The following is a 15,844-nucleotide window of genomic DNA, read 5'->3' as shown; positions in this document are numbered from 1 at the left end:
CGGAGCGTGATGCTCAGACAGGCGTGCCGGCGTCGACGGGAGCGGGCTGCGCGGGCGAGCGCACCGCCCGGAATGTCCAGAGCTTGTTGACGATGAAGTTGATCGGCATGGTGATGACGATCGTGATGATCTGCGCCCAGTACTCGCGGGAGTGCAGGCCCGCGGCCTCGTGGAAGAACGACGACGAGAGGTAGAGCGGTGAGGTGGGGTTGGTGAAGCCCACCTTCAGGAACAGTCCGACGATCGCGGCGACGCTACCCACCGCGAGGAACGGCCAGAATTCCGACCACCACGTCGCATGCCGGGAGCTCTTGAAGGTCCACGACCGATTGAGCTGGAAGTTGACGAAGTTGGCCACGAGGAATCCGACGATCCACACCAGCACGGTGAAACGCACGTTGTAGGCCGAACCCGGAATATGCCAGATCACGTTGAACGCGTTGGCGGTACCGCCATGCGCCTTGTTCATCAGGACGGCGACGATCATATTGACGACGACACCGGATGCGCCCACGATGCCGAAACGGGCGAATTGCCCGAGATTTCTCACATGGGTGGCATATTTTTCGTCCAGCGTCGCGATCACCTAGGGCAATATACGCCACCGAAATCCCCAACCCTGAATTGTGATCCGTGACACACGCGACGGAGTGGCTTGGATCGGAAGTGGCTGGTGGGCCGTGGCGATCGATAATTCGCGTGTCATTCGGAGGACATATCCCGCTCGGCCGATTATCGATCTCGGCGAGTCATGCACTCGCAGAATTCCGTGGGCCGTGAATGCGGTGCACCGGGTGAAGGGAGCCGAGTTGCCGAAATTATGGCCTCCCCGTCGTGATCCGCGCCCGCCGCTACGTTGGACCCATGGCTACCGGAGACCCCGACGTCCGTCCCGTGATCGCCCTACTGGGCTCGCCCGACGTCGCGCCGCCCACCGATCTCGCCGCGCTCGAGGCCATTGCCGACATCCGGCACACCACCGCAGACGAACTCGGCTCGGCGCTGCCGGGCGCCGATGTGCTGGTGGTGTGGGACTTCTTCTCGCGCGCACTACGGGACAACTGGGCCCACGCCGACGCGCTGCGGTGGGTGCACGTGTGCGCGGCCGGGGTGGATTCGCTGCTGTTCGACGAGTTGACCGACTCCGATGTGGTGGTGACCAACGCCCACGGCGTCTTCGATCGCCCCATCGCGGAATTCGTCCTCGCCTCGATCCTGGCCCGCGACAAACTGCTGCACGAATCGATGCGCCTGCAGTCGCGCCGGGAGTGGCGCTGGCGGGAGACGCGCTCGACCACCGGGACGTCGGCTCTGGTGATCGGTACGGGTGGCATCGGCCGGGAGATCGCCCGGTTGCTGCGTGCGGTCGGAATCGAGGTCACCGGCGCCGGACGACGCGCTCGCGATCACGACCCCGACTTCGGTGTGGTCCTCGAGACCGCGCGGCTGGCCGAGTACGTCGGCGAGTTCGACACGGTGGTCGCGATCGCGCCGCTGACCGCGGCAACGCGCACCATGATCGACGCCGAGGTGCTCGCGGCGATGCGCGATGACGCCCATCTGATCAACGTGGGGCGCGGTGACCTCGTCGACGAGCCGGCATTGATCGAGGCGCTGCAGACCGGGGAGATCGGTGCGGCATCGCTCGATGTGTTCGTCACCGAACCCCTGCCCGCCGACAGTCCGCTGTGGGGGATGGACAACGTCGCGATCTCGGCGCACCTGAGCGGCGACGTCGTCGGATGGCGTGACGTGCTGAGCACGCAGATCCTCGATAACCTGCGCCGATACGTCGACGCCGGTGATGACGACCTGGAAACCCACCTCGGCAACGTCGTCGACAAGGCCCGGGGGTACGTCGTGCGGCGCGACCCGGCCACGCCCTGAAGTAGTCTGTAGCGCGATGACCATCGTCTACTTCGTGATCGCCGCCATTGCCTTGGCCGGGGCGGTGGCCCTGCTGTGGCTCGATCGCCGCCGTTCCTCGGTCACGAGGCACCAGCGAGCGATCTGGGGCGACGAGCACGACTTCAAGTTCCGCGAGACCGACACCAAGCTCCGTACGGTGTTCCGCCGCGCCACCATGAACGCCCCCGACACCGTCTCCGTGGAGAACGTCGCCTACGGGCACTACGGCGGTGCAGAGGCCGTCGTCTTCGACCTCTCCGAGACCGCCACGGTGATCGCGGTCCGCCGGTCGACACCGTCCGCCGTGGTCGTCGACCTGCGGCACGAGGACGTCCTCGCCCCCGCCGAGGAGGACGTGGAACTGCTCGGCGCGATGGGCCCGCGCGTGATGTTCTCCAACAACCTCGACGCCGCCCGCCGCGTGTGTGACCGGCGCATGGTCGCGCTGGCCAACAAGGCCCCGGCCTACGTCGAGGTGCTGTGGAACGAGGGCAACTGGGCTCTGGGGTCGCTACCGCTGACCGACGACGCCACCGAACTCGACACCGGCCTGGAGGTCGTGCGGCGCTTCGCCGACCTGCTGCGGGTGCTGCCGCCGCTGCGTGAGCCGCAGGACGCTCCCGACCCGCGCGATCCACACGGCCCGACCCGTGCCGAGCTGGCCGACGAGAAGACCGAGAACATGCGCGACAAGAACCGGCGCGCACGCATGGAGGCCGCAGCTCGTGACGGGGCGGAGCGTGACGGGGCGGGCTCCGACGCCGCTGTGCCGACCGCGCTGCGCAAGCCCGCCGAGGTGGCACCACGTCCGCGGCGCCCCGCTCCGCCCGCGGAAGGCCGTCCGGCCCCGGCCGAACCCCGACCTGCCGCCGGCCGTCCGATGGCGCCGATGCCGGTGCGCGGCAAGGCGACCCGTCCACCGGAGACCGACGAGGACGTCGATCTCGACGACGACGTCGCGCCGCCGACGCGACAGGCGCGGACCGGCCCGAGCGAGATGCCGTCACGGCGAAACCGCCACCGCCGCAACTGATCACACGACCGACCCGTTGGGGGTCGGTGTCCGATCCGCGAGAAGAGAGCGAGTTCTGTAGTGTCCGCACCGATTCCGTCCGTCGATACCGCCGATCGCGAGGTGCTCGCCGAACTGGTCAAAGAACTCTCGGTGGTGCACGGCAAGGTGACGCTCTCGTCGGGCAAGGAGGCCGACTACTACGTCGACCTGCGCCGGGCAACGCTGCACCATCAGGCCTCGCCGCTGATCGGCACGCTCATGCGGCAACTCACCGCCGACTGGGAATACGACGCCGTCGGCGGACTCACCCTGGGCGCCGACCCGGTGGCGACATCGATCATGCATGCGGGTGGCCGTGCCATTGATGCCTTCGTGGTGCGCAAGGCCGCCAAAACCCATGGGATGCAACGTCGGATCGAAGGACCCGACATCTCCGGGCGACGCGTGCTGGTCGTCGAGGACACCTCGACCACCGGGGCGTCACCGTCGACCGCGGTCGAGGCGGCACGTGAAGCCGGCGCGACGGTGATCGGTGTGGCGACCGTCGTCGATCGAGATACCGGCGCCGACAAGGTCATCGAGGCGCTCGGCGTGCCCTACCGGTCGCTGTTGACGCTGGCCGATCTCGGCCTCGCCTGAGGCGTGGCCGACGACGAACCGCAACCGACCGCCGACGAGCCCGGTCCGACGGAGTGGCAGTTTGGGTCGGCGCCGGCGGTCGGGGTGGGGCCCTGGGCGGCCGAGCACGACGGTCCGCCGCCGGACGACCCGCGCTACGACGCGCAGCTGCTGGCAGCAGGCGACACCCGCAATGTCGTTGACGCCTACCGATATTGGACGCGCGAGGCGATCGTCGCCGACATCGACTCCCGGCGACATCCACTGCATGTGGCCATCGAGAACTTCGCCCACGACGCCAACATCGGCACCGTGGTGCGCACCGCCAACGCCTTTGCGGTGGCCGCGGTGCACATCGTCGGGCGTCGACGCTGGAATCGCCGCGGCGCCATGGTGACCGACCGCTATCAGCACCTCGAACATCACGACACCGTCGCCGACCTGATCGCGTGGGCGCGCGAGAAGGATCTGAAGGTCGTCGCCGTCGACAACACCCCGGGCGCGCAGCCGTTGGAGACCGCCGAACTGCCGCGCGAATGCGTGCTGCTGTTCGGTCAGGAGGGGCCGGGTGTGAGTGTGGATGCGCAGGAGCAGGCCGATCTGACCGTCTCGATCGCACAGTTCGGCTCCACCCGCAGCATCAACGCCGGGGTGGCCGCCGGAATTGCCATGCACGCGTGGATTCGTCAGCACGCCGACCTCGGGCAGGCCTGGTAGCCGCACTCGGCTGCCCGGCACGGGAGACGGGCGGCGCCCGGATGACGGAGCGGCGAACGAGACATGAACACCCGCCCCCACCTTGCCCGAAGAGTCGGACATCAGTCAGAGTGATGGCCATGTCGTTGCGTGTGCGCTCGGTCCTGCTCTCGATGTTCGCTGTGCTCCTGATGGTCGGAGCGCCCGTTGCGCACGCGGCGCCGGCACCGGCCACCGCGCCCGCGGGATTCTCCACCGCGCAGCTCGTCGGCCCCTTCGCCTCCGACGTACCGCCGAGCGGAACGTATCTCCCGGAACTCGACGGCTTCGCGGTGCTACGCGCCCAACGGCCCGACCTCATGAAGCAGAATCTCGCAAAGGTAGTGTCGGTCAACAACTCCGCGACACCGGCCCAGCAGGCCGACGCCGTCGCGATCAACTACGACGACCGGATCGTCTCCCTGTCACAGGCCTTGGGCACCAAGGTCGGTACCGCGTTCCGGCAACTGTTGGCCGCGGGCAAACTGCCCAAGGTCGCGCAGTTGGTCAAGGGCGACACCGCGCGCGCCGGAATCCCGTTGCAGACCACGCTGATCGAGAAGCAGTACTACAACAATCCGCGGCCCTTCGTCGTCGCGCCCGCACAGATCAAGCGCTACAACCGGCCAGGCTCGGATCTCTACGGCGACCTCGCCGGCAACGGCTCGTACCCGTCCGGCCACTCCAGCCAGGCGTTCTGGCAGGGTGCGCTGCTGGCCTACTGGCTGCCCGAGGCCGGACCGCAGATCCTCGCCCAGTCCGGCCACATCGGACTCAGTCGCATGGTGCTCGGCGTGCACTACCCGCTCGATGTGATGGGCGGCCGGATCATGGGCCTGGCTGTCGCCTCCGAGCGGCTTTCCGATCCGGCATTCGCCCGGCTCGTCGACGCCGCCGGCGATCAGTTGCGCGAGCAGCTCCGGACCGCGCTCGGTGAGCCGGTGGCCCGGGCGCTCGCCGACGACCCGACCGTGGCGCCGACGTCGCAGGCGGTGTCGAATGCCCAGGAGCTGATGACATTCGGATTTTCGCGGATCTCCCCGAACCAGGTGAACGCCATCCCGACCCAGGCCGCGGCACTACTGCGCTCGCGATTCCCGCACCTCAGTGACGCGCAGCGCCTCGACATCCTGCGACGCACCGCCATCCCCGCCGGCTATCCGCTGGACCAGGCCGGTGCCAACGGGGGATGGGTGCGCATCGACCTGGCCGCGGCGTACGCGGTGAGCGGATAGCGTCCGACCGGCCGGCGCCGTCGACTCAGACGGTGTCGGTCCGCCGGTCGTCGGCGGGCGCTGCCGTGACGTCGGCGGCCGTGGCATCGGTGGACAGGGCGTCGGCGGCCGGGGCGCGCTTGGCGGCCCGGCGCCTGCGATACCACTCGATGAGCATCGGTGCGATCGACAGGATGACGATCAGGATGAAGATCGGTTCGATGAGCTTCTGGATGACCTCGAACCGTCCGAGCCAGTAGCCGAGCAGCACGATGCCCGCACCCCAGACGATCGCGCCGACCACGTTGTAGACGGCGAACACCGCCCACTTCATCCGGGCGGCGCCGGCGACGATCGGAGCCAGTGTGCGCACGATCGGCACGAAGCGCGCCAAGAAGATGGTGATCGGCCCGTGCTTCTCGAAGAACTCGTTGGCCTCGACGAGGTAACGCTCCTTGAGGAACCGGGCGTCGGGCTTGAACATCTCGGTACCGATGAAGCGGCCGATCCAGTAGCCGATCTGACCGCCGATGATCGCCGCGATCGGAATGAAGACGAGTAGCTGCCACAGTGAGGCGAACTTGTCGATGCCCTCGGTGCCGCCCGCGCCCGCGGCGACGACCATGCCGGCCACGAACAGCAGCGAGTCGCCCGGCAACACCGGGAACAGGACGCCGGATTCGATGAGGATCACCAGGAGCAGACCCCAGAACGCCCAGGCGCCGAACCAGCTGAGCACGTTGATGGGGTCGAGGATGCCCGGCAGTGCGACCACGGTGGTGGTGGTATGGGCAAGTGCGGAGTCAATCACGGGTCACCAGGCTACGCGGGCAGCCTGAGGGTTAGCCAGATGGATGCTGGCGGGTCGGTGTGTGGCGTTGGGGACCGGGCGGGGGACCGGCGGTGCGGGTCAGGAGTGGTCGGCCGGCGTGGGTGAGGCCACCGGCTCCTCGGTGATCGCCCGACGCGACCGGAGCACCCGCTTGACGACCTCGGAGATGATCGGCAGCACCGAGACGAACACGATCAACAGGAAGATGTAGTCGACGTTGTCACGGATGAACGCGATCTGGCCGAGGAAATACCCGAGCAGCGTCACCCCGGCACCCCACAGGATCGCGCCGACGACGTTGTAGGTGAGGAAGATCGAGTACCGCATCTTCGCCGCACCGGCCACGAGCGGGGCATAGGTCCGCACGATCGGGACGAAGCGCGCCAGCACGATGGTGATCGGACCGTGCTTCTCGAAGAACTCGTGCGCCTCGACGATGTAGCGCTCCTTCAGCACCTTCGCGTTCGGCCGGAACAGGGAGTATCCGAGGCGATTGCCGATGAGATAACCGACCTGGTCACCGAGGAAGGCGGCGATCGGGATGGTCACCAGCAGCACCCACAACGGCGCGAACGGCTCGATGTCGGCGGACTTCGCGGCGACGATCAGCCCCGCGGTGAACAACAGCGAGTCGCCCGGAAGCAGCGGGAACAGCAGGCCGGACTCGATGAAGATGACCAGCAGCAGGCCCGCGAGAATCCACGTGCCGAACGAGTTGAGCAGGTTGACCGGATCGAGGAACCCCGGAAGCAGGGCCAGATTTGTCGTTTTTGCGGCAAATGCGAATTCGGTCACGGGTCCCGAGGGTACCTGGTGGAGGCGAGCGTTCGCAGAACCTGCCGGTCGGCGACCCTCGGACGCCGCTGCGCGCGGTGTGAGCGACCTTGCCATACTGAACAGGAGTGACCCGACTCGAAGCGTGAAACCTTATCCGGTTGGAGGACGTGAAATGCCCATTGCAACCCCCGAGCAGTACGCCGAGATGTTCCAGAAGGCAAAGGAGGGTGGCTACGCGTTCCCGGCGATCAACTGCACGTCGTCGTCGACGATCAATGCGGCCATCAAGGGCTTCGCGGACGCCGGCAGCGACGGCATCATCCAGTTCTCGACCGGCGGTGCAGAATTCGGTTCGGGTCTCGGCGTCAAGGACATGGTGACCGGTGCGGTCGCGCTGGCCGAGTTCGCCCACGTCGTCGCCGCGAAGTACGACGTGACCATCGCGCTGCACACCGACCACTGCCCCAAGGACAAGCTCGACACCTACGTCCGGCCGCTGCTCGCGATCAGCCAGGAGCGCGTCGACGCGGGCAAGGACCCGCTGTTCCAGTCGCACATGTGGGACGGGTCGGCGGTCCCGATCGACGAGAACCTCGAGATCGCGCAGGAGCTTCTGGCCAAGGCCGCCGCAGCCAAGATCATCCTGGAGATCGAGATCGGCGTCGTCGGCGGTGAGGAGGACGGCGTCGAGGCTGCGATCGACGACAAGCTGTTCACCACCCCCGAGGACTTCGAGAAGACCGTCGCCGCGCTCGGCATCGGCGAGAAGGGCAAGTACCTGCTGGCCGCCACGTTCGGCAACGTCCACGGTGTGTACAAGCCCGGCAACGTGAAGCTGCGTCCCGACGTGCTGAACACCGGCCAGGAAGTGGCGACCAAGAAGCTCGGCCTGGCCGACGGATCCAAGCCGTTCGACTTCGTCTTCCACGGTGGCTCCGGCTCGCTGAAGAGCGAGATCGACGAAGCCCTGAGCTACGGCGTCGTCAAGATGAACGTCGACACCGACACCCAGTACGCCTACACGCGTCCGGTGGCCGGCCACATGTTCAGCAACTACGACGGTGTGCTGAAGGTCGACGGCGACGTGGGCAACAAGAAGACCTACGATCCACGCGTGTGGAGCAAGAAGGCCGAGACCTCGATGAGCGAGCGCGTCGTCGAGGCCTGCACCGACCTCAAGTCGGTGGGTAAGTCGATCAGCGCCTGAAGTAATTGAGCGCTCTCCGGTGAGCATCCCCGGGGGTGTCGGCGGCGGCGTCCGGTGAATCCGAGCGCCGCCGTTGTGCTTTCGTGCCCGCCGATGGCGCTCCGGATTTCGCCGACAGCGCTCTTCAGTTCGCCGACGGCGCTCTTCAGTTCGCCGACGGCGCTCTGGTGAGCGCTGTCGGCGTGGGGGAGAGCGCTGTCGGCGCGGTCGGGCGGGACCTCAGAGAGTGAGGATGCCGACGAGGACGGCGACCGCGAGTAAGACCATCACGATCGCCGCACCGATGACCATCGGGTCGGGGCGACGGTGCCGGTGGGCTCGACTCTGTGCGTTGCGTGACGACGTGGACTGTGACGACGTGGACCGCGAGGACGAGGAGCGCGAGGAGTCGGGCCGCGCTGAGCTGGGGCGTGACGTAGCACCCCGGGCCGCGTCGGGTGTCGGCGGATGCGCGTAGGGCAGCGGGCCGGCCTGCGCCGCAGGTGCCTGCGGCGGGACGTGGCCCCGCAGTGGAGGAGCCTGCATCCGGCGGTTCGGTTCACCCGACACCGGTGGCGCGGGAGTGACGAGGGGCTCGGTGGCGCGGGTGAAGACGCTGTCCACCTCCGCCGGGGGCGGCCCCCAACCGGCTGCCGATGCAGCAGGGAGTACCGAATTCTGTTGTGGGACAGGTCGATCAGCGTGATGTGCGCCAGGCACGGGAGGTCGGCCGTTGGGTACCGCCGGGCGCACCCCCATCGGCAATGGCGGGCGGTCGGGAGGCGGCGCCGGACGCTGGTGACGACCCTGACCGTCGAATGGTCGAGTGGGCACCGCGTCGGCGCCGGCGTCGTCCGCCGGCGGATCACCCGCGGTGCGCTCGTCGGTCACTGCTGGTCGCAGACCTTCCAGTTGTCGCCCTGCTTCTGCAGGTTGATCGCGACGCGTTGCGGCTGGTTGGGCGTACTCGTGTTGACGGCCGTCACCTCGACCAGCGCGGTGTTGCCGTCGACGCGGACGGCGTTGATGCTCTCCACCTTGACCAGTTCGTTGCGGGCTTTCTGTGACTGGTAGAGCTTGGTCCAGTCGCCGTCCTGCATGTTCTGGTAGTAGGCGAGCTTGTTGCCGCAGGTGACGTTGCGCAATGTCTGCAGGTCGCCGTCATAGACGGCATTGCCGTAGGTCTTCGCGGCGTCGGCGGCGGCGTCCTCGGGTGCCTGCGGGCGTAGCTGGAAGTACGCGAAGACGCCGATGACGATCGCGGCGATCACGACCACCGCGGCGACCGCCGAGACCAGAATGCCCGTGCGACGGCGGCCGCCGCCCGACTTCGCCGGCTTCGGCTGCTTCTCCTGATCACCGGGGATGACCTGCGGTTGGTGGGCCGTGGTCGACCAGCCCTGGGTGGCAGCGGTCCCGGTCGCGGCGGCTGCGCCTGCGGCGACAGCACCCGCTCCGGCCGCTGCGGCGGCGGGCTTGGTGAGGATCTGCGTCTTCGAGTCGTCCGCCGGAACCTGCTCGGCCCCGGTCTCGTCGGCCCCAGCCTCTTCGGCCCCGATCTCGTCGGCAGGCGTTTCGGTCGCGGCCGATGCTGCCGGCAGCTTGGCGGTCTCGGCCTCGCTGGACTCGGTGTCGGCGGACTCGGTGTCGGCGGAAGTCTCGTCCCACTCGTCGTCCGCCTCGACGGTCTCGGCTTCTTCGGCGTCGACCTTGTCGGCGGTGTCCTCGTCGATGAGCGCCTCGTCCGCATCGGCCTCGGCGAGATGCTCCTCGGTCTGGTCGGAGTCGGCCTCGGTCTCCTCGTCCGACTCCGCAATCCCGGCGGCAGGCTCCTCGGCGTCGGGGGTCTCGGAAGCAGGGGTCTCGACGGTGGAGTCCTCGGAAACCGCAGACTCGGCCTCGCTCACCTCGGTATCCGGGCCGGCCGGTTCGTCGGAGTCCGACGCGACGGGCTCGGTTGCGGCCTGCTCGGCGGCTGGTTCTTCGGTGTCCGGGGCAGTCGTCGCAGCGTCATCCGTCGTAGCGTCATCTGCCGCGACGGCTTCGCTCGTGTCGGCGACTGTGTCGGTGTCGTCGGTATCGGCGTCGTCGTTGTCCGAGGACGTTGCGGCGACCGCTGCGGCGGTACCGGCGGCAGCGGCGTCTGCCGCGGCGACGGTGGCCGCAGCCCTGTGGTCGCCGTCGGTATCGGTCCCGTCGGAGTCGGTCTCTGGGCTGGCCTCGTCGGCGGGAGTCTCGTCGGTCCCCGCGGAGTCGGCCTTCTCCGAGTCCGTGCCTTCTGTTTCGGCTGCTTCGTCGGGTGCCGACGCGGTGTCGGAGTCCTCGTCGGATCGAGTGTCATCGGACTGCTCGGCGGCCGCCTCCGCAGGCACCGACTCCGCGGTGTTCTCCGCAGCTGTGGCGCTCTGTTCGGTCGCGTCCTCGGCGCCGGAAGTTGCGGCGCTCTCGTCGCGCGCACCGCCGTAGGGGTCGACGTTCTCGAGATCCTCGAGGTCGGCGGCGTCGGGAAGGTCGGATCGGCTGATGACCTTGGTCGCCGAGTCGATGCCACGTCCCCCGCGCGGCCTCGGGTGTTCGGTCACCTTGTCTCCTGTATCCGTGGTGTCGGCCGAATCCGGCGAGGTGGTGTCCGTGTCACTGCGGACGGCGTTGTCACTGCGGACGGCGTTATCCTGGTCGTCCGGTCGCCCGGATGCTGCAGGTCGCGCGGATGGTGACGCTGTGCGAGGCGGTCCGGCGGGTGGCTGCGTGCGGAGCGGACGCGTCTGGGCATCCGGGCCGGAGGCAGGGGTGCCGGTGGATGCCGGGCGCGAGACACCGGGCGCGCCGGTCGGACGGGGTGGCACATTCGCTGCCGGCCGCGGCCCGGGAGCCGTGGGCCGCGGGGGCCGGCCGACGTCGGCGGGGTCGGACGCCCGTGATTCCCGCATCTTGCGCAGCTTCGAAAAAGCCCTGGTGACAGCTGACTTCCGGTCGTCAGACTGCGCCATCGGTCATCACCCAACCTTCCTCGAACACCACGCTCGAAGTTTGCCCACGAGAAATCCGTCCAACACCGAGAACGGCATCACACAACGTCACGCCACGAAGTGCGTCATTCACACTAGCGAACGGGCGCGCACATCATCACCTGGGGAGACTTGGTCATCCGATCGAACGGATGAATCCGACGTCGGCGTCTCGGGGTCGACCTCACGCGGCGTGTCGTGGTCGCGCGCGCCGCGATGCTTGAATGGTGGGGTGACTTCCTTCGGAGACCTCCTGGGCCCTCAGCCCGTCCTGCTGACCGGCGACGACGACGCCGAATCGGCGCTGCTCAACGGCGCCGAGCCGGCCGAGGTGGCCGCGCAGCACCCGACCGCGTCGATCGCCTGGGCGTACCTGGCCGAACGTGCGTTGAGCGGTACACCGGACACACTCAAGGTGATCGAGGCCTACGCCTACGCCCGCACCGGTTATCACCGCGGCCTCGACCAATTGCGGCGGCACGGCTGGAAGGGGTTCGGTCCGGTGCCGTGGAGCCACGAACCCAACCAGGGTTTCCTGCGCTGTGTCGGCGCGCTGGCACGCGCTGCCCAGGCGGTCGGTGAAGAGGACGAGTACCTGCGGTGCCTCGATCTGCTCAACGACAGCGACCCGAACGCCGCCGGGCAGCTCGGTTTGAACTGACCTCCGAGTCTTCTCACGACCCGGATTCGTGACGCCGATGACCACCTGGGCTCGCCGCCGCTACGAGGCACTGCCGCGGTTGTTGCGGGTGCGCATCCGCCGGCTCTGGTTGTCGGCGGTCCCGATTGCGCAGTGCGCCATCGCCGCCGGACTCGGATGGTGGTTCGCGTTGGAGGTGCTGGGTCACCAGCAGCCGTTCTTCGCCCCGATCGCCGCGGTCATCTCCCTCGGACTCTCCCTGGGTCGCCGATGGCGCCGATCGGTCGAGCTCGTCGCCGGGGTCACCATCGGTATCCTCGTCGGCGATCTGTTGATCGTCGAAATCGGTAGTGGCGGTTGGCAGATCGTCGTAGTGGTGGCATTGGCGATGGCTGTGGCGGTCTTCCTCGACGACGGTCCGCTCATCCCGATGCAGGCGGCGTCGTCTGCGGTGCTGGTGGCGACCCTGTTGCCGCCGGGCGGGATCGGGGGCTTCCATCGGGCGATCGACGCCCTGACCGGCGGTTTGATCGGCATCCTGGTCGGGGCGTTACTGCCCGCGAATCCCGCGGCCCGCGCCCGCCGGGACGCCGCCACCGTCCTCGCGACGGTCCGCGATGCCGCGCGGCAACTGGCCGAGGGTATGCGTGCCGGTGACGAATCCATGGTGTTCGCCGCACTGGAGAAGGCGCGCGGAACCCAGGGAGCGATCAACACGATGCGGCAGGACATGAGCGGTGGCCGCGAGATCAGCACCCTCTCGCCGCTGTACTGGGGGTCGCGGCTTCGGCTGCAACGGATTTCGGCGACCGCAGACCCGATCGACAACGGGGTCCGCAACTTTCGGATCATCGCGCGACGGGCCCTGGGAATCACCCAGCGTGGTGAGGACGTGCGTCCCGAACTCATCGAGATCATCGGCGATCTCGGGGATGCGTTCGAGATCCTGCGCGAGATGATGCTCGCCGACCCGGGGCACTCGCCGGACCCGGCCGACGCCGCGCGCGTCCTGCGCACGATCGCCCGCAAGGCGCGAGCCGAACTCGTCGCCGAACGCGGGATGTCGGAGACCGCATTGCTCGCCGAGATCCGGTCGCTGCTCGTCGATCTGTTGATGGTCGCCGGATTGCGGCGGTCGTCTGCGGTGGCGACACTGCGCTGAACGTCGCGATGGTCACTCGTCGCTGTTGCTGTCGAGGGAGTACATGGTCAGTGCGGTGAAGACGGTGAGCCGGTTCTCGGGATCGGTGAGGATCGGTCCGACGACCTTCTCGATCCGCGAGACCTTGGCGCGCAACGTGTTCGGGTGTACGAACAGCCGGCGTGCGGATTCGCTGACGTTGCAGTCGGTCGCCCGCAACACCCGTAGTACCCGGCGTTGCTCCTGGGCATCGGCCGACGTGTCGGCGATCGGACCCAACGTGGTGGCCACGAACTCTCGGCGAGCGTGTTCGGGTAGCTGGTACAACAATGCGAGCACTCCGAGCTCCGAGTGCAGCGTCAAGCGGTTGATCGCTCCGGTGCGGCGTCCGACCGCCACCGCACGGCGGGCCTGCCGGAAAGAGCCCGGGATCCCACGAGGCGAGGACACCGCGTCGCCGACGCCCACGGCGATCGGAACGGTGATCGTCCGGCAGAGTTCCCGAAGGAAAACCGACAAGTCGACCCGATCGGAAATCAGTACGACGGCCAGACCGTCCTTGACCGCTGTCGATGAACTCGGATCGAAACGCGCTGCGACGGGCGCGATCTCGGATCGAAGCCGTCCGAGTCCCGGTAGGTCGACCGACACGTTGAACGGTTCGACCGCGATCGCCACCATGGCCTGATTGCCGAAGAGGTTGAGCCGAACGCTGCGTCGAATGGCCTGCTCGCGTAAGGCCAGGTCATCGCCGAGGATGTCACGGAGTGCCCGTGAGGACTCGACGCCGCGTTCGTCGTCGGTCCCGTCGGAGATCCGGGCGTGCAATGTGAGGAGGGGGCATGCGGACTCGACCAGCGCTCGCTGGGCATCCCCGAGCGCGTGGTCGGAATCGACAATCAGGTCTGCATGGGTACCCAGAGGCATCACGATCGGTGAGCCGGCGGTGGTACGGCGGCTGCGAAAGCCCTTCCGGCGCAGCTCGACACGGGCACCGATGGCCTCCCCGAGAGCGTCACAGATCGCCGGCAGGTTGTCGGCGACCGAGAGGAGCCGAGCACTGAGCCCCTCGGGATCGGGCTCGGTGACATCGGCGTCGGATGGGCGCAACGCGTCGCGCAGGCGCTGTGCGAGGTGTGGGTCGCCCGACCGATCCCAGAGCAGCACACTGCCGAGTCGGCGTACGTGATCGATCACCAGGGGCGGCGGATTCACCGGTCGCGCAGGAGAGACGACGATCGCCGCCGGTCGGTACCTGCGGAACCAGCTCGTGAACAAGGGCAGCAGGTCGGGCAGCGGACCGTCCGGCCGGAGCGATGCCCAGCGCAGTAAGACCACCGCGGTTGCGGCGTGGGCTTCGCCGGCGAAGACCGGTGCATCCTCGGCTCGAGGTTTCGCGGTCGAGCCGACATCGACGACATGCTCGAGAGGCGCCGTGGAGTCGGAATCCGGGGTCACGATGGGAGCCCCGGTGCGCGCGGAGAGGTCGGCCACGGTGAGTCCGATGTGCCGAGGACGGCTGTGGTGACAACCGATCCCGGGCTCCGGTTCGATCGGGTGGGCGAGCATGCCGACCACTCCCTCGTCTGACTGCGAACTGCTACTGCATGTTGGACAGTAGTCGGATGACATATCTCCCGCCCGTCGACTTCTCCGCAGTGTGTGGTTCCTCCGCCGAAGATCGTCGTCGTCAGTTCGAGCTGCTCGACGTCGGGTTGTCCACGCTCGGCTATGTGCATCTGCGCTCGCACGGGATTCCGACATCGGAGGTGAGTGAGCTGTTCGACGTCACCCGCCGGTTCTTCGCGGCGCCCGAGTCGGTGCGCCGGGCGGTGGCCCAGCCTGCGCCTGAACAGGTACGCGGTTACTCGGGCATCGGTTCGGAGGGAATCGCCTACTCGCTGGGCGAAGAATCGCACGGAGACCTCAAGGAGAAGATGGACATCGGTCCGATCGACTCGCCGGTTGTCGGCGAACCCGGTGCCGACGACTTGGCCTTCCCAAATCTGTGGCCCTCCGAACCGGCAGGCTTTCGCGCCACGTGGGAGGCCTACTACCGGCATATGCAGCGCATCGGCGCCGGCTTGCTGGCTCTCACGGCCGAGGGCTTCGGGCTGCCGTCCGACTACTTCGTTCCGATGTTCGACCACGAGATGAGCATGTTGCGTGCATTACACTTTCCGCCGCAGGAGACCTCACCACTGCCATATCAGTACCGGGCGGGCACCCACACCGACTACGGGTCGTTCACCATCGTGTGCGCGGAGGCGACCGCCGGTGGTCTGCAGGTCTTCGATCGCGAGGGGGAGTGGCTCGACGTCACCACCACCCCTGATGACCTCGTGATCCTCGTCGGCGACCTCCTCGCCGAATGGACGGCCAACCACTGGTCGGCGACCGTACATCGCACCGCCAACCCGCCGCGGTCAGTGGGTTTCGACACCTCACGACTGTCTTTCGCCTATTACCAGCACCCCAACCACGACGTCGGTGTGACCGAACTCCCGCCGTTCGCCACGAGTGGGACTCCGGTGCAGCGCCGCCTCCTCGCCGGCGAGCACCTCGTGGAGAAGTACATGCGGCAGACCACCTTCGGCATGCGCGTCGGGCGCCCCTGAGTCGCGGGTTACGTCCGGTTGTCGAGATGTGTCGACGATGTGTACGGCTGTTTCGTCGGCATTTCGGCTGTGCCGTCTGCTCATCCGTCCGGCCGATAACCGGTGGTGCGCAACTCTTCTGACGGAAGACGTTGTCGGACAGACTTCTTGGG

16 protein-coding genes are annotated in these 15,844 nt (G+C 67.8%); 10 read left to right on the top strand and 6 right to left on the bottom strand.

Translation table 11 applies throughout. The features are described 5' to 3' along the window. Positions 1-13: 13 nt before the first annotated feature. Positions 14-586: a GtrA family protein gene (locus J6U32_RS26060; protein ID WP_208792804.1), complete on the bottom strand. Its 573-nt coding sequence runs from the start codon at positions 584-586 to the stop codon at positions 14-16. 278 nt (positions 587-864) lie between these two features. On the opposite strand from J6U32_RS26060, the gene J6U32_RS26055 reads away from it, so the two are divergent. From J6U32_RS26055 to J6U32_RS26035, 5 genes are all read left to right on the top strand, one after another. Then, complete coding sequence (locus tag J6U32_RS26055; protein WP_208792803.1) at positions 865-1,887, top strand: D-2-hydroxyacid dehydrogenase; 1,023 nt, start codon at positions 865-867, stop codon at positions 1,885-1,887. A 16-nt stretch (positions 1,888-1,903) separates the two neighbouring features. Further along, the gene (locus J6U32_RS26050; RefSeq protein WP_208792802.1) at positions 1,904-2,941 is read left to right on the top strand and encodes a hypothetical protein; all 1,038 of its coding nucleotides are present in this window, start codon (positions 1,904-1,906) and stop codon (positions 2,939-2,941) included. Positions 2,942-3,001: 60 nt separating this feature from the next. Then, on the top strand, positions 3,002-3,562 hold the full coding sequence (gene pyrE, locus J6U32_RS26045) for an orotate phosphoribosyltransferase (protein WP_208792801.1): 561 nt from the start codon (positions 3,002-3,004) through the stop codon (positions 3,560-3,562). Positions 3,563-3,565: 3 nt separating this feature from the next. Then, entirely contained in the window at positions 3,566-4,258 is a 693-nt protein-coding gene (locus J6U32_RS26040) for a TrmH family RNA methyltransferase (RefSeq protein WP_208792800.1), read from the top strand. Between the two features lie 110 nt (positions 4,259-4,368). After that, complete coding sequence (locus J6U32_RS26035) at positions 4,369-5,511, top strand: phosphatase PAP2 family protein (RefSeq protein ID WP_425324095.1); 1,143 nt, start codon at positions 4,369-4,371, stop codon at positions 5,509-5,511. A gap of 25 nt (positions 5,512-5,536) precedes the next feature. On the opposite strand, the gene J6U32_RS26030 is transcribed toward J6U32_RS26035, so the two are convergent. Together J6U32_RS26030 and J6U32_RS26025 are read right to left on the bottom strand one after the other, a co-directional pair. Next, positions 5,537-6,301, bottom strand: a complete 765-nt coding sequence (locus J6U32_RS26030; protein ID WP_208792798.1) for a DedA family protein — start codon at positions 6,299-6,301, stop codon at positions 5,537-5,539. Between the two features lie 99 nt (positions 6,302-6,400). Continuing rightward, on the bottom strand, positions 6,401-7,117 hold the full coding sequence (locus tag J6U32_RS26025) for a VTT domain-containing protein (protein WP_208792797.1): 717 nt from the start codon (positions 7,115-7,117) through the stop codon (positions 6,401-6,403). A 154-nt stretch (positions 7,118-7,271) separates the two neighbouring features. Here J6U32_RS26025 and fbaA point away from each other — a divergent pair, with 154 nt between their 5' ends. Both fbaA and J6U32_RS26015 read left to right on the top strand, forming a co-directional pair. Beyond that, positions 7,272-8,306, top strand: coding sequence for a class II fructose-bisphosphate aldolase (fbaA, locus tag J6U32_RS26020; protein ID WP_208792796.1), 1,035 nt, complete (start codon positions 7,272-7,274; stop codon positions 8,304-8,306). 83 nt (positions 8,307-8,389) lie between these two features. Continuing rightward, positions 8,390-8,536, top strand: a complete 147-nt coding sequence (locus tag J6U32_RS26015; protein ID WP_208792795.1) for a hypothetical protein — start codon at positions 8,390-8,392, stop codon at positions 8,534-8,536. Here the strand turns inward: J6U32_RS26015 and J6U32_RS26010 are convergent. Next, on the bottom strand, positions 8,526-9,176 hold the full coding sequence (locus tag J6U32_RS26010) for a hypothetical protein (protein ID WP_208792794.1): 651 nt from the start codon (positions 9,174-9,176) through the stop codon (positions 8,526-8,528). The two genes, J6U32_RS26015 and J6U32_RS26010, sit on opposite strands and share 11 nt — an antisense overlap. Further along, positions 9,173-10,867 carry an Rv0361 family membrane protein gene (locus J6U32_RS26005; RefSeq protein WP_208792793.1) on the bottom strand — a complete coding sequence of 565 codons (1,695 nt, stop codon included), beginning with the start codon at positions 10,865-10,867 and terminating at the stop codon, positions 9,173-9,175. Before J6U32_RS26005 ends, J6U32_RS26010 begins: the two co-directional genes overlap by 4 nt. A 658-nt stretch (positions 10,868-11,525) precedes the next feature. Between J6U32_RS26005 and J6U32_RS26000 the strand changes: the two genes are divergently transcribed. Both J6U32_RS26000 and J6U32_RS25995 read left to right on the top strand, forming a co-directional pair. Continuing rightward, positions 11,526-11,954: a DUF3151 domain-containing protein gene (locus J6U32_RS26000; protein WP_208792792.1), complete on the top strand. Its 429-nt coding sequence runs from the start codon at positions 11,526-11,528 to the stop codon at positions 11,952-11,954. Between the two features lie 37 nt (positions 11,955-11,991). Then, complete coding sequence (locus J6U32_RS25995) at positions 11,992-13,095, top strand: FUSC family protein (RefSeq protein WP_208792791.1); 1,104 nt, start codon at positions 11,992-11,994, stop codon at positions 13,093-13,095. Between the two features lie 12 nt (positions 13,096-13,107). Here J6U32_RS25995 and J6U32_RS25990 read toward each other — a convergent pair whose 3' ends face one another. Then, positions 13,108-14,643: a helix-turn-helix domain-containing protein gene (locus J6U32_RS25990; protein WP_208792790.1), complete on the bottom strand. Its 1,536-nt coding sequence runs from the start codon at positions 14,641-14,643 to the stop codon at positions 13,108-13,110. A gap of 56 nt (positions 14,644-14,699) precedes the next feature. Between J6U32_RS25990 and J6U32_RS25985 the strand changes: the two genes are divergently transcribed. Next, entirely contained in the window at positions 14,700-15,692 is a 993-nt protein-coding gene (locus J6U32_RS25985; RefSeq protein WP_208792789.1) for an isopenicillin N synthase family dioxygenase, read from the top strand. The last annotated feature ends 152 nt before the right edge of the window (positions 15,693-15,844 follow it).

Origin of the sequence: Gordonia polyisoprenivorans (assembly GCF_017654315.1) — a bacterium.
Taxonomy (GTDB): domain Bacteria; phylum Actinomycetota; class Actinomycetes; order Mycobacteriales; family Mycobacteriaceae; genus Gordonia; species Gordonia polyisoprenivorans_A.
Note: the sequence above shows the minus strand (reverse complement) of the source record. Positions and strands in the feature narration are given on the sequence as shown.

What these genes read in the sequence shown, in the direction of transcription:
- J6U32_RS26055 (WP_208792803.1), top strand. Translation starts at nt 865, where the DNA reads ATGGCTACCGGAGACCCCGACGTCCGTCCCGTGATCGCCCTACTGGGC.
- J6U32_RS26050 (WP_208792802.1), top strand. Translation starts at nt 1,904, where the DNA reads ATGACCATCGTCTACTTCGTGATCGCCGCCATTGCCTTGGCCGGGGCG.
- fbaA (WP_208792796.1), top strand. Translation starts at nt 7,272, where the DNA reads ATGCCCATTGCAACCCCCGAGCAGTACGCCGAGATGTTCCAGAAGGCA.
- J6U32_RS25995 (WP_208792791.1), top strand. Translation starts at nt 11,992, where the DNA reads ATGACCACCTGGGCTCGCCGCCGCTACGAGGCACTGCCGCGGTTGTTG.
- J6U32_RS25990 (WP_208792790.1), bottom strand. Translation starts at nt 14,643, where the DNA reads ATGCTCGCCCACCCGATCGAACCGGAGCCCGGGATCGGTTGTCACCAC.
- J6U32_RS25985 (WP_208792789.1), top strand. Translation starts at nt 14,700, where the DNA reads ATGACATATCTCCCGCCCGTCGACTTCTCCGCAGTGTGTGGTTCCTCC.